This is a genomic window from Alcanivorax sp. HI0083 (assembly GCF_001635175.1).
In genome coordinates this window covers 1-13,426 of the sequence record NZ_LWFX01000805.1, presented here as the reverse complement: position 1 = coordinate 13,426, position 13,426 = coordinate 1, and the positions used below count along the sequence as shown (strand labels likewise).

General features: G+C 61.2%; 14 protein-coding genes. 6 read left to right on the top strand and 8 right to left on the bottom strand.

The annotated features are described in order from the left end of the window. Positions 1-54 precede the first annotated feature (54 nt). Genes A3754_RS07825 through A3754_RS07815 form a run of 3 tightly spaced genes read left to right on the top strand, consistent with a single transcriptional unit; the run spans position 55 to position 3,505 of the window. Positions 55-1,383 carry a paraquat-inducible protein A gene (locus tag A3754_RS07825; protein ID WP_063519249.1) on the top strand — a complete coding sequence of 443 codons (1,329 nt, stop codon included), beginning with the start codon at positions 55-57 and terminating at the stop codon, positions 1,381-1,383. Continuing rightward, positions 1,380-2,999, top strand: a complete 1,620-nt coding sequence (gene pqiB, locus A3754_RS07820; RefSeq protein ID WP_063519248.1) for an intermembrane transport protein PqiB — start codon at positions 1,380-1,382, stop codon at positions 2,997-2,999. The genes A3754_RS07825 and pqiB overlap by 4 nt, the downstream gene beginning before the upstream one ends. After that, positions 2,996-3,505, top strand: coding sequence for a membrane integrity-associated transporter subunit PqiC (locus A3754_RS07815; RefSeq protein WP_063519247.1), 510 nt, complete (start codon positions 2,996-2,998; stop codon positions 3,503-3,505). Before pqiB ends, A3754_RS07815 begins: the two co-directional genes overlap by 4 nt. 190 nt (positions 3,506-3,695) lie before the next feature. Here the strand turns inward: A3754_RS07815 and A3754_RS07810 are convergent, their stop codons facing one another. From A3754_RS07810 to A3754_RS07780, 7 genes are all read right to left on the bottom strand, one after another. Beyond that, positions 3,696-4,928 carry a heme biosynthesis protein HemY gene (locus A3754_RS07810; protein ID WP_063519246.1) on the bottom strand — a complete coding sequence of 411 codons (1,233 nt, stop codon included), beginning with the start codon at positions 4,926-4,928 and terminating at the stop codon, positions 3,696-3,698. Continuing rightward, the gene (locus A3754_RS07805; RefSeq protein ID WP_063519245.1) at positions 4,925-5,890 is read right to left on the bottom strand and encodes a uroporphyrinogen-III C-methyltransferase; all 966 of its coding nucleotides are present in this window, start codon (positions 5,888-5,890) and stop codon (positions 4,925-4,927) included. Before A3754_RS07805 ends, A3754_RS07810 begins: the two co-directional genes overlap by 4 nt. A 262-nt stretch (positions 5,891-6,152) precedes the next feature. Further along, positions 6,153-6,851, bottom strand: a complete 699-nt coding sequence (locus A3754_RS07800; protein ID WP_231880544.1) for a uroporphyrinogen-III synthase — start codon at positions 6,849-6,851, stop codon at positions 6,153-6,155. A gap of 29 nt (positions 6,852-6,880) precedes the next feature. After that, on the bottom strand, positions 6,881-7,813 hold the full coding sequence (hemC, locus tag A3754_RS07795) for a hydroxymethylbilane synthase (protein ID WP_063519243.1): 933 nt from the start codon (positions 7,811-7,813) through the stop codon (positions 6,881-6,883). Positions 7,814-8,028: 215 nt separating this feature from the next. After that, positions 8,029-8,340, bottom strand: a complete 312-nt coding sequence (locus A3754_RS07790) for a TRL-like family protein (protein WP_063519242.1) — start codon at positions 8,338-8,340, stop codon at positions 8,029-8,031. Positions 8,341-8,446: 106 nt separating this feature from the next. Further along, positions 8,447-9,187, bottom strand: a complete 741-nt coding sequence (locus tag A3754_RS07785) for a LytTR family DNA-binding domain-containing protein (RefSeq protein ID WP_063519241.1) — start codon at positions 9,185-9,187, stop codon at positions 8,447-8,449. A gap of 14 nt (positions 9,188-9,201) precedes the next feature. Then, a complete protein-coding gene (locus A3754_RS07780) occupies positions 9,202-10,230 on the bottom strand; it encodes a sensor histidine kinase (RefSeq protein WP_231880546.1) in 1,029 nt (342 codons plus the stop codon). A gap of 134 nt (positions 10,231-10,364) precedes the next feature. Between A3754_RS07780 and argH the strand changes: the two genes are divergently transcribed. Then, positions 10,365-11,765: an argininosuccinate lyase gene (gene argH, locus A3754_RS07775; protein WP_063519239.1), complete on the top strand. Its 1,401-nt coding sequence runs from the start codon at positions 10,365-10,367 to the stop codon at positions 11,763-11,765. Positions 11,766-11,900: 135 nt separating this feature from the next. Here argH and rnk read toward each other — a convergent pair whose 3' ends face one another. Beyond that, positions 11,901-12,296: a nucleoside diphosphate kinase regulator gene (gene rnk, locus A3754_RS07770; protein ID WP_063519238.1), complete on the bottom strand. Its 396-nt coding sequence runs from the start codon at positions 12,294-12,296 to the stop codon at positions 11,901-11,903. A 273-nt stretch (positions 12,297-12,569) separates the two neighbouring features. Between rnk and A3754_RS07765 the strand changes: the two genes are divergently transcribed. Further along, positions 12,570-12,755 (top strand): lipoprotein, encoded by a 186-nt coding sequence (locus tag A3754_RS07765; protein ID WP_063519237.1) that lies wholly within the window; start codon positions 12,570-12,572, stop codon positions 12,753-12,755. Positions 12,756-12,757: 2 nt separating this feature from the next. Then, a partial coding sequence (locus tag A3754_RS07760; RefSeq protein WP_197468557.1) for an alanine racemase occupies positions 12,758-13,426 on the top strand: 669 nt, incomplete at its 3' end.

The following is a 13,426-nucleotide window of genomic DNA, read 5'->3' as shown; positions in this document are numbered from 1 at the left end:
CGGAGCTTGTGACACCGCCCTTGCAACTGCTCTAATGGGCCTTCACGGATCGGAATGGCTGCCATGGCGCAGGACGCGAACAACACGAGCCAAACGTTTTTACTACCCTGTCACGAATGTGATCTGGTGTCGGCCGTGAGCCCCGGCAAGGATGGCCAGTGGCTGCAGTGCCCCCGCTGCCAGCACCCACTGATGCGCCCGGCACAAAACGACCAGCTCACCCCTGCCCTGGCCTTTACTGCCCTGCTGCTGCTGACCCTGTCTTTACTGTTTCCCTATCTGGGCTTCGAGAAAAATGGCATCGAGCGGGCCATGACCGTCACCGACGCGGCCTATGAGCTGGCGATTTACCACCACCCGGCCCTGGCCGTTATCGTGATCGCCACCATCATTGTGATCCCGGCGCTGTATCTGTTGTCGGTGTGCTGGATTCATATGAGCCTGGCCAGCCCCGGGCCCCTGCCCGGCAGCCTGTTTCTGGCCCGCTGGTTACCCCGCATGCAGCCCTGGATGATGGCCGATGTCTTTGCCATCGCCGCCCTGGTCAGCCTGGTGAAAATCATCGCCATGGCCCATATCCAACTGCTGTCCGCCTTCTGGACCTTTTCCGGTTTCGCCCTGATCCTGCTAATCACCGTCACCCGCATGAACACCATCGGCCTGTGGCAGCGGCTGCTCGGCGACCTGCAACAGCCAGCGCAGGCACAAGCCGGCGACACCGCCCAGCGCCAGGGCCTGATTGGCTGCCAATGGTGCGGGCAGCTGCAGCCCTTGGGACAATCCCACCGCTGCCACCACTGCCACAGTTTTCTCCACGAGCGTCACCCCTTCAACCTGCAGCGGGTCTGGGCATTGCTGGTCACCGCCATTCTCTGCTGCTTTCCGGCGCACCTGTTCCCAATCATGATCACTACCAGCCTGGGCAAAACCGAGCCCTCCACCATCATTGCCGGGGTCATGCTGTTTCTGCGCCACGGCGACTGGCCCATCGCCCTGATCATTTTCACCGCCAGCGTGCTGGTGCCCTTCGGCAAGATCCTCGCCCTTGGCTGGCTATGCATCGCCGCCCGCCAGCGACAGCCTCTGGACATGACCAGCCAGATGAAGCTCTATCGGCTCACCGAGTGGATTGGCCGCTGGTCCATGATTGACGTCTTTGTGGTGGCCATCATTGTGGCCCTGTTTCAGATGGGCAATATTCTTACTGTTACCCCCGGTGTCGGTGGGCTGGCCTTTTCCGCCGTGGTGATTTTTACCATGCTCGCAGCACACCAGTTTGATCCCCGCCTGATCTGGGACCGGCAACAACAGCTACTGCAAGACTCAAAACAGCGCGCAGAACAACGCCAGCCACCGACACTTGAACCGGAGAAACCCTCTTGAACCAGGCCGATTCGCCACCGTCACATCGCCGCCCGCGGTTATCTGCTGTTTGGCTGATTCCATTGCTGGCCGCACTGATCGGCCTGTGGCTGGTGTTCAGCTACCTCTCCAGCCAGGGCCCGGTCATTACCCTGGAACTGGAAGATGCGGAAGGCATCAACGCCGGCAAAACCGCCGTCAAGATGCGCAATGTGCAAGTGGGAGTGGTGGAAAGCGTCAGCCTGTCCGAGGACTTGAGCCACACCCTGCTCAGCGTGCAAATGCAGGCCGACACTGAACGCATGCTCAACAGCGACACACAATTCTGGGTGGTAAAACCCCGGGTCGGGCGTGAGGGAGTCAGCGGCTTGAGCACCGTCCTGTCCGGTGCCTATATCGAATTACTACCCGGCAACAGCAGCAAGAAGGCCAAAACCTTTACCGTAAAAAATTCGCCACCGCCGGAGAAAACCGGGGACGGACTGTTCCTGAAACTGATCAGCGAGCCAGGCACCAACATCAATAACGGCGACCCGGTGAGTTTCCGCAGCCTGAAAGTGGGCCGCGTGGTAGACACCACCTTTGACCCCGATGCCGAACTGTTTCGCCACCGCCTGTTCATTGAAAAACCCTATGATGTACTGGTCAGCGACAGCAGCCGCTTCTGGAAAGTCTCCGGCATCGGCTTCCAGCTGGATGCCCGCGGCTTCCAGGCGCAACTCAGCTCACTGGAAGCCCTGCTTGGCGGTGGCATTTCCTTCTCCGTGCCCGATCCCAACATGAGCACCGGCGCCCCCGTGGAAGACGACCACCAGTTCGTGCTGCATGACAACCAGGAAAGCGCCAAGCGGGCTCTCTACACCCAGACACTGGATTATGTGCTGCTGGTTGAACGCAGCGTGCGCGGCCTGCAAGCCGGGGCACCCGTCGAATACCGCGGCATCCGCATCGGCACGGTGGAGCAAGTCCCCTGGGCCTTTGGCACCGAAGGCCCCAACGCCATGACCGACAGTCCGATTCCGGTACTGATCCGCCTGGAACCACAACGGGTCACCCATCAATCCACGATTGCATTGCCCTCATGGAAAAGTGAAATCAGCCAGATGGTGGAAAACGGCCTGCGCGCCAGCCTGAAAGCCGGCAATCTGCTGACCGGCTCCCTGTTTGTTGACCTCGAGTTTCACAACAACGCCCCGGCAACCGATGCCTCGCCCACCTACCGCTCCGTACCCGTCCTTCCCTCCGTGGGCAGCGGCGGCCTGAGCAAACTGGAAGATCAACTTCACGCCCTGCTGAAAACCCTGAATGGGCTTCCCATGCAGGACATGGCCAACAACCTCAACAGCAATCTTAAACACCTGTCCGGCGTGACCGGCCGCATCGAAAACCTGCTGGATGACCCCGCTCTCAATGCGCTGCCCCAGCAGATTTCCGACAACCTGAATGCGCTGGAAAGCACCCTGCAGGGCTGGCAGGCTGGCGGCGATGGCTACCGGGAACTGCAAGGCACCCTGCAGAAACTCAATCGACTGCTGGATGACGCCGAGCCATTACTCGACACCTTGAATGAACAGCCCAACGCGCTGATCTTCCAGCGCCACCCGGCCACCGACACCCAACCCCGAGGTGCACAATGATCCGCCTGTTAGCCATCGCCGCCCTTCTCGCCGGCCTGTGGGGCTGTAGCCACGCCCCCGCCACGTCACCGCCGGGCTACCTGCTGCCGTCTGCCACCGGGGCCGCGCATTCACCGCTAACCATCAAGGTACAGCTGGCCAGTTACCTGAACCGGGGCGGCATTGTCATGCAACTCAGTGACAGCGAGATACAGGTGGGCCGCCACCATCGCTGGGCCGAACCGCTGGCCACGCAATTACAACGCTCCCTGGAAACCCGCATGCCCAGCGGAGACAACAAGACGCTCACCGTGGAGCTGACCCGCTTTCAGGGCCTGCAAGGCAAAGACAGGGATTCCGCCGTCATCACCGGCCGCTGGGCACTGACTGGAAACAACGGAGAGATCGCCCAGGGGCGCATTCAGTGGGAAGCCGCGCTGGACAACGGCGGCTATGCGAATCTGGTAAGAACGCTGGATCAGGGTTGGCAGGCAGTGGCGGCAGAAATTGCCACCGCCATGGATTGAATCGTGGGAGCGAGCCTGGAGCCCACAACCAACCCCTCGAAGGGGCCTGCTTTGTAGGTCGACTTAGGGCGTAGCCGTAAGCCGACATCCCGCTGAACCGTAGCGGTAACGCTTTATGTCAGATTACGCCTTCAGGCTAATCAGACCTACAGGGAGGCGGTATCGCATCGCACGCGCCCAAACAACTCGCTTACGGCACGCTCTTATCTGGCAACGGCAGGGCAGGCAGATTGCCTTCCAGCTGAGCCATACGGCGATCAAACGCAGACATGGCCTTGCTGGAATCGCCCAGCGCCCGGTACAGGCGCGCCAGTTCCGCCAGCGCCGTGGCACTCTGGCTGGAGTTGGCCGCCGCCTCGAAAAAGCCCTGCGCCTTGCCCCACAGACGCGCTTTCAGCGCAACACGGCCAGCGGTGATCAACACCGCCGCATTGCCCGGTCGTTCTACCAGCCACTTTTCCAGCACCTGCAGCAGGTCGTCCGGGGGAATATCGTCGATGGCTTCCAGCACCGGCGGCAAGCGGTCATCCCACTGGGAATCCAACTGCTCACGGACCAGATTCAAGGCTCCACGGCCACCGCCCAGCTGGGCCAGGAAACCGGCATAGCGGGCCACCATGGCCGGATCGTTTTTCAGGTGTACCGGCACATCTTTCCAGAGTTTGCGCAATTCATCCCGGCGACTATCGGCATCGTTGAAGCCAGGCTTGCGGGCGGTTTCCTGCAACCAGGCCAACCAGGCCCGGCGCTCACGACGGCCCTGGTTGGCCTCGCCAAAGGCCCGCTTCAAACGCGGCATCAGGGCACACAGCACCTGCCAGTCTTTCTGGCTTTCCAGTACCTCGGCATAGGTATTGAGAATACGCTTGTTGCGCGGCGCCATGTCCGCCAGCACCTTCAATTCGCTACGAGCCTGTTCCGGGTAGCCGTCTTCCAGGGCGAAGCGCGCTTTCATCAGGCCGGCCACCAAACGTCCCCGACGATCGCTGCTGGCCTGTTCAAGATAATGCTGCGTTGCCTCTACCTTGTCCTGCTCCTGGGCCGCTTCCGCCGCCAGCAACCAGGCCACCAGCGGCCAGTCACCGTCTTCACCGGCGGCCACCAGCAAGCGCTCGGCCTTTTCCTGTTCGCCATCCACTAACTGCAGGAAACCACTACGCAAACGACGCTCCGCCACTGCCTTTTTCCAGCGGCGGGTGGCACGCACCGGCTCCATGGCATTCCAGGCCGCGTTGCCCAGCAAGGTCAGCACCACCAACGCCACCGCGCCAAGCAGGGCCAGCAGCACCACAAACCCCAGGGTGGTATCCACAGACACGGAGTCCCGGATGATCAACACATAACCGGAATCCGCTGCCATCCAGCGCCCCAACGCCAGCGCGGCAACCAGGGCGATAATAACCAGCAGGACGACTTTCTTCATGCGCCGCCCTCCTTGCGTTTCAAGGCTTCGATAGCCGCCAGGCCATTACCGATTTGCGGCAGGGCCTGGGCCACGCTGGCACCGCCCATCTCCTTGAGGGTTGCCTGCATTTGTGCTGCACGGGGATCATCGTCCCGGAACCATTGTTCGAGGGTACTGCGAGCATTTTCAACGGCTTGCCCATAGGCCTCCGCCCGGCCCTGCATCAGCGCCAGCTGCGCCTGCTGCAGGCTGCCATCCAATGTCAGGCGCACCAGCGAAGCCTGCTCACCCGACAACGGCAGCGGCACTGCACCCTCGTGGCGACGCACGGTCACCGGCATCCGGTCCAGCACATCTTGCCACCAGGGCTGATCTACATCCGGGGTATCACGCTCCGGTGGTGACGCTTCTGCGGGTACCGCCAACTCAGCGACCAACTCCCGCAAGGCCCCCAGGCGCAGCACCATGCCCTGCACGTCCACCTGGCTGGCCCCACTGAGGGTTTCCATGTCCAGAGCCAGTGCCTTGCGGGCCGGCAACACGGCGGGGTCATCCAGGCGGGCCAGTGTTTCATCCGCCGCTTTCAACAAGCGGCGCGCGGCCAGGGCATCCTGGGTAAGCAACAGACGCTGGCTGGCCAGGCTGGCCAGGGCACGCGCTTCGTTGATCAGCCACAAACGCTGACCGCCGCTTTTCAAGTCGGTCAGCGCGGCGCGGTCCTTGGTCATCTGCGCCGCCAGTTTGGCCTGCTCTTTTTCCAGACCGGACAGGGCAGACTGCACCTGGGCGCGCTGGCTGGCCAACTCACCTTTCACGGTCGTCACTTGATCCGCCAGGCTGCTCTTTTCGCTCTTCAGCCGGGTGAACTCCTGCCACCCCCACCAGCCAGCCGCCCCGAGTGCAGCCAGCACCACCAGTACCAGCAGCACAGTCAAAAGGCTTGCCCCGGCCTGGCGGGAAAAAAGACGATCCTGCGTCATGTCAGCTCCGTTGTTGTCATAGCGAGGCGTGCGCGAGTCTCGAACCCCCTGCGCCCTCGGTGTGGCGATACCCGATATCATTGCAAAAACCTTAAAGTGAGCGCCCATTGCTGTCCAATCATTAACGGTTAGATCGGGTAAAAAATTCTTCGCGCCATAGAGTAATCACTATTCACCGCTGGACGCATAGCCAGACCGAAAATCACGCGCCCGACCAAGCCGGCAGGCAGCCAAGACACTGGGGAGAAGAAAGACGCTCGCCTTAACGATCGCTACCACCGGCGTTCAAGGCCGCCAGCATGTCATCGTCATGGGCACTGGCTGCCACCCGCACCGGGCCGGCATGATTGGCCTGCACCGCAGCAGCCACCCGCACCCCAGCCGCCACCACGCCACAACCGGCGGGCAGCACAGGCTGGAGCGCCTGCCAACCTTGCACGCTGGTAACCATCACCCAATCAGCCTGCGCCGAAATGGTGATGTGGCTGGCCCCATGGCGCCGGTAAAAGGCCAGCGCATCGACACGGGCACCGCGCGCTTCCAGGCTCTGCGCCAGCAACTCGCGGCCACTGTCGCCCCGACAGATCAGAACCTGTTTTTCCTGCAGCTGTTGCAGGCAGGGCAGCGCCAGCACCGCTTCGGAATTGAAGCCATGCTCTGGCACCGTGGCAGGTAGATGCCAGGACGCCAACTCCGCCGCCGTGGCCCGACCCACCGCCAGCCAGTGCACACCCACGGGCCACTGCGGCCACAGGTCCGCCATGGCCGACAGGGCCAACCGAGCGGCATTCACGCTGGCAAAAAATACCGCGTGGTAACGATCCAGTTCCATCAGGGTGCGTTGCATGGCGCCATCCACCGGCACCGGCTCTATTTCCAGCGCCGGCTGGTGAAGAGGCTGGTAGCCCGCCTCCGTGAGCAGGGCCATCAGCCGTTGCTGCTGGCCCGCGGGACGGGTCACGACGACCTGTTGCTGCCGTCCTTGCCGGGTCATTGGCGGGCGTACAAGGCCTGCAAAATGGCATCCGCGCCTTGGGCCAGCAGCTGTTCGGCAATATCGATACCCAACTCGGCACCCTGGGCGCGCGGAGCCGAGCCTTCCGCCCGCAGCACCCGGCTGCCATCTTCCTCTGCCACCAGGCCACGCAGCCACAATTGGCCATCCTCCAGCAACGCAAACCCCGCAATGGGGACCTGGCAGCCCCCTTCCAGACGGCGGTTCATGGCACGCTCAGCCACCACGCGATCCCAGGTATCCACATCGCTCAGCGGCGACAACAGCTCGATAGTGCGCGCATCCTCTTCGCGGCATTCGATACCCACCGCGCCCTGCCCCACGGCAGGCAGCGATTCTTCCGGAGGCATTTCGTAGCGAATGCGATCGTGCATTTCCAGGCGTTTGAGGCCCGCGGCAGCCAGAATAATGGCGTCAAATTCGCCGGCATCCAGTTTGCCCAGCCGGGTCTGCACATTCCCGCGCAGGCTTTTCACCACCAGATCCGGGCGATTGGCTTTTACCTGGGCCTGGCGGCGCAGGCTGGAGGTGCCCACGCAAGCGCCATGGGGCAAAGACGACAGGCTATCGAATGTACTGGAAACAAACGCATCCCGGGGATCTTCGCGCTCACAGATCACCGGCAGGGCAAACCCTTCCGGCAGCTCCATGGGCACATCCTTCATGGAGTGCACCGCAATATCCGCGCGCCCATCCATCATCGCCTCTTCCAGCTCCTTCACGAACAGCCCCTTGCCACCGATCTTGGCCAGCGGGGTGTCGAGGATCTTGTCCCCCTGGGTCTTGATCCGCACCAGCTCCACCGCCAACCCGTCATGCAGGCTTTCCAGACGCTGCTGAACATACTCGGCCTGCCAGATAGCCAGCGGGCTGGAACGGGTGGCGATACGCAAGATTTCGCGGGACATGGGGCATCCTGTTGTTCAGTTAAAAAGTGGACTTAGTCTACAGCAAAGGCGCGTGGGGGCCGAGACGAGGAGTTAAAAGTGAAAAGTTCAAAGTTTAAAAGCGCGGGCAGAGTAGTCGGATTCAGAAACGTCGAAGCCGCGCCCATAGTCTGGACGCGGCTTCGAGAGCAGGCCCCACCCGGTGCAGGCCCGCGTTTCAACTTTAAACTTTCAACTTAATTGCCGTACACGACAACGGTGAATTCCGCCAGCACCCCAAAGAAGTTCTGGGATTCATAGTCCACATGGTGAATTTCGGTAATCCCGCCATTACGGGCGGCGGTCTGGATGCTGGCATCGCCGGAGGCAACCACACCGAGAATGGAGCGGGCACTGGCGCGCCCCACGCGAGTGGGCTTTTCCGAGGAGGCGGTGGCCGCCATGGGCGCTTTCACGTTGCCGTACAGAAAGCCGGTAACCGGCATGGTGGCGCTGGCACAACCGCTGAGCACGACCGCGCTGACCAGAAGAAGGAGAGTTTTTTTCATCACAGAGTTCCTGTTTTTGTTATTCGTTGTCGTTCATTTTTCGTTCAATGCAGCAAGCTCAAGGCTAGCATGCGACCCGGACCTTGTTAATTACCCCGGATCCCCGTTACAGGCTTTGCAGCACCCGCCGCAGCCCCGCCACATGGCGCCGGCTCACGGTCAACCGTTCATCCACCCCGCGCAGACGCACCTGATGGTGCCCGGCGGTGGCCATCTCCATGCCCTCAATATACCGGAGTGCCACCAACGCATTGCGGTGAATACGCACAAACTGGTCACCGAATTCGGTTTCCAGTTCTTTCAGGGTTTCGTCAATCAGCACTTCGCCTTCACTAAAACACACGGTCACGTATTTCTGATCAGCCAGGAAGTAGCGCACGTCCTCCACCGGCACCAGTTCCAGACCCCGGTGGGTTCGGGCGCTGATATGGCCGCGACGACGGGGCTTTTCTTCGCTCACCTCATCGCTGATTTCCGCCAGCTGCACGCGGTTAAGCGTTTTCGCCTTGGTTAGTGCCGTTGTCAGGTCGGCGGCATTGACGGGCTTGAGCAGGTAATCCACCGCGTGCACGCGGAATGCCTGCAAGGCATGCTCGTCATAGGCCGTACAGAAAATCACGGCCGGCGGATTGTCCATCTTGCCCAGATGCTCCGCCGCTTCCATGCCATCCATTTCCGGCATGCGGATATCCATCAGCACCACGTCCGGCTTGCAGGACTGGGCTTCAATGATGGCTTCACGGCCATTGGCCGCCTCTGCCACCACCTCGGCATTCTCGATTTTATCGACCAGCCTCTTGAGCCGGTCCCGAGCCAGTTGCTCGTCATCGCAGACAAGTACCCGCATAAGTCCCATCCTTTTTATTGCAGCGGATATCGAATTTCGATCTCGTATTCTTTTTGTTCCGGGCGGGATTCCACCGCCACATCATCACCGTACAGGGCTTCCAGCCGGTGACGTATATTTTCCAGCGCCATGCGGTTGCCTTTGTGATGTCCGTCGCCTTCCGGCTTGGGATTGCTCACCGACAGCACCAGGTTGCCATTGTGCGCGAGGGCGCGAATCGTCACCATCCCCCCTGCAGATAATGGCTGTATGCCATGATAAATGGCATTTTCAAGCAAGGGTTGCAAGGTTAATAACGGAATCTTCAGGGATTTTGCGTCTACCTGGATATCCCATGCCACCTGCAAACGCTCCCCCATCCGCAGCTGCTCGATGTGAATATAGCGCCGACACAGCTCCAGTTCTTCTTCCAGTGAGGCCTCGTTTCCACTGTTCTTGAGGCTGGCGCGAAACAGCACCGACAAGTCCTCCACCACCTGCTCCGCCCCATCCGGGTCCACCGCGATAAGGCTGGCGATAATGTTCATGGAATTGAACAGAAAGTGCGGGCGGATCCGTGATTGCAGGGCCTGAATACGTGCCTGCAACTCAGCCTGATCCTTTTGCCGCAACTGCTCCTGCACATAGAAATAGCGCATAACCAGGCCGGCGATGATCGCCGCAATCAAGCCGTTAACCGGAATTTCTGTAGACCACAGCCCCATTTCCAGTGCGCCGCCGCTCACCCAAGCCATGATCAGCCGGGCCAGAACGCTGAACAACAGGGTATCGACCACCACCAGCAATACCACAGCGGTAGAGGTCCAGGCGGGTGGCAACAGGTTCAGTCGATTACGCAGCTGGCACACCAGCGCCGCAGACGTCAGCCCCACCCACTGCACGAACAGAGAGGTAACCGCCAGCCGACCGACACTGAAATCGTCGTAGTAAGTGGCCACCAACGTCACCACCAACGCCATCAACTCAGCCACCACCACCACCACCAGCACGGCTCGAGTGCTGCACAGGTCAGGCAGGAAACTGTTATTGGCCGGGACATCCATGGCCACGAATGCTCTCCTTATACGGAAAAACAATTAGTTATTAAGATGTTATACCTGAACCAACCGCCACTCCCAAGGAATAGTCTCCCCCTGCTATACTTGCGCCCCCGCAAACCAAGCGTTGAGCAAGTACGATGACTGACAAGCAGCAGAACAAACTCTGGGGCGGCCGCTTCAGCGAGTCCACCGACCAGTTCGTGCAGGAATTCACTGCCAGTGTGAACTTCGACCGCCGCATGTACCGTCAGGACATCTATGGCTCCCAGGCCCATGCCACCATGCTGGCCGAAGTGGGCGTGCTCACCGATGAGGAGCGCGATGCCATTATCCAGGGGCTGCGTGAAATTCAGCTGGAAATCGAAAACGGCGAGTTCGAGTGGTCCGTGGCCCTGGAAGATGTGCACATGAACATCGAAGCGCGGCTCACCGACAAGATCGGCATCACCGGCAAAAAGCTGCACACCGGTCGCAGCCGTAACGACCAGGTAGCCACCGACATCCGCCTGTGGCTGCGCGACGAACTGCTGATTCTGGAAGAGCAGTATCTGTACCTGATGACCGGCCTGCTGAACCTGGCCGAGCGCGAAGCGGCCACCATCATGCCCGGCTTTACTCACCTGCAGACGGCCCAGCCAGTGACCTTCGGGCACCACCTGCTGGCCTGGTTCGAAATGCTCAAACGTGATCGCGAGCGCCTGCTGGATTGCCGCAAGCGGGTCAACCGCATGCCCCTGGGCGCCGCCGCCCTGGCCGGCACCACCTACCCGATCAACCGCGAGCGTACCTGCGAGTTGCTCGGCTTCGACGGCGTCTGCGAAAACTCGCTGGACGCGGTGAGCGACCGGGACTTCGCCATCGAATTCTGCGCTCTGGCCGCCCTGACCATGACCCACCTGTCGCGGATCAGCGAAGAACTGGTGCTGTGGACCAGCGCCCAGTTCAACTTCATCAACCTGCCCGACCGCTTCTGCACCGGCAGCTCCATCATGCCGCAGAAGAAAAACCCGGACGTGCCCGAGCTGGTACGCGGCAAGACCGGCCGCGTTAACGGCCACCTGATCAGCCTGCTGACCCTGATGAAAAGCCAGCCGCTGGCCTACAACAAGGACAATCAGGAAGACAAGGAACCGTTGTACGACGCCGTGGACACCCTCAAGGGCAGCCTGCGCGCCTTCGGCGACATGATCCCGTCCCTGGAGCCCAACCGCGAAGTCATGCGCGAGGCGGCCCGCCGTGGCTTCGCCACTGCCACCGATCTGGCCGATTACCTGGTCCGCAAGGGCATCGCTTTCCGCGACTCCCACGAGATCGTCGGCAAGGCCGTGGCCTATGGCGTAGAGAAGAAGAAGGATCTGGGTGACATGTCCCTGTCCGAACTCAAGCAGTTCAGCGACCAGATCGACGACGACGTGTTCGACGTGCTGACCCTGGAAGGCTCGGTGAGCGCCCGTAACCACATCGGCGGCACCGCACCGGACCAGGTACGGGCGGCCGTGGCCCGCGCCCGCGAGGCGCTGGACAACACCAGCCACTAACGCGCCGCAACGAGCGCTTTCTTCGGAAGGCGCCGTACGATAAAAAACGCCACCGACTCTCTGGAGCCGGTGGCGTTTTCGTTCCGGGCAACGGCGTAGCCGTTAGCACACCCGCACAGCAGTCCCTGCCCCGTGCTACGCCAGATCTTCACCGTTGGCTTCTGGCTGATACTCGATGGCGAGAATCTCCAGTTTCAGGGTCTTGCCGTTGGGCGCGGGCCAGTCGATACTCTGGCCCACCGATAACCCCAGTAGCGCTGCCCCCACCGGCGCCAACACGGACACTTTCTCCGGCCCGCTATCCTGCGGATACACCAGCGTCAGGCTCATTTCCCGCCCACGCCCCTGTTCCCGGCAGCGAATCCGCGAATTCATGGTCACCACATCCGCCGGCATTGCCTCGGGGGCCACCACCGTGGCACGCAACAGCTCCTCTTCCAGGCCTTCGGCCACCTCGCCATGGGCGGTGGCTAACAATGCTTCCAGGCGCGCAACATCCAAACGTGAAACGGTAATGGCCGGTAACGCCATGGCTTTCTCCTTACAGGGTCAATCATTCAGAAATGCCCCGCGCATACACGCCCGCCCGCATGCCGGGGTATCCAGGCGCAGGCAGGGCAAGTACGAGTGAAGGGGCGAAAAGATCAGCAGAAATGTGTCCACGCGGGGCAGACTATTCACTGATAGTAAACCGGACCGCTTTTTTCTCAAGCGGCGTTATCGGACACCCAAACCGCAGCGGCACGCAGGCTGCCATTGCAGTACCGAACCGTTATACTCCCCCTCCAGCAAACGGAGTATCCCATGCGCCCATTCAGCCTGTTACTGTTCCTGCTACTGGCCGCCTGCGGCCAGAAAGGTCCGTTGTATTTTGACCAGGAACGCAGCGCAACCGCACCGGCCAGCGACGCGCAACCGGCGCAGCCCGATGCAAAAGACAGTGAAGACACCCAAGACGAAGACGACGCCAACGCGTCCGGACAGGAATAATCATGGATCCCTTTCAGTACCGTGACGGCCAGCTATTCGCCGAAGATCTTCCCGTAGAACAGCTGGCGGATCGCTTCGGCACACCGCTCTACCTGTATTCCCGTGCGGCTCTGGAGCGTCACTATCTGGCCTTCGATGAAGCCTTCGGCGACCACCCTCACCAGGTGTGCTACGCAGTGAAAGCCAACTCCAACCTGGCGGTGTTGAATGTGCTGGCCCGGTGTGGAGCGGGGTTCGATATCGTTTCCGGTGGTGAGCTGGAGCGGGTGCTGCGCGCCGGGGGCGACCCGGACAAGATTGTCTTTTCCGGCGTGGGCAAAACCGCCGACGAAATGGCCGCGGCTCTGAAAGCCAACATCCACTGCTTCAATGTGGAATCCGCCGCCGAGCTGGAACTGCTCAACCTGGTGGCCGGCGAACTGGACCGCGAAGCCCCCATCGCCATCCGGGTGAACCCGGATGTGGACGCCCAGACCCATCCCTATATTTCCACCGGCCTGAAAGACAACAAGTTCGGCGTGGACATCACCAAGGCACCGGCCCTGTATCAGCGCGCCCACGAGATGCCGCACATCCGCATCCTCGGCATCGACTGCCACATCGGCAGCCAGCTGACCAAGCTTGCGCCCTTTGAAGATGCACTGGACCGGGTGCTGAAACTGCTTGCCCAG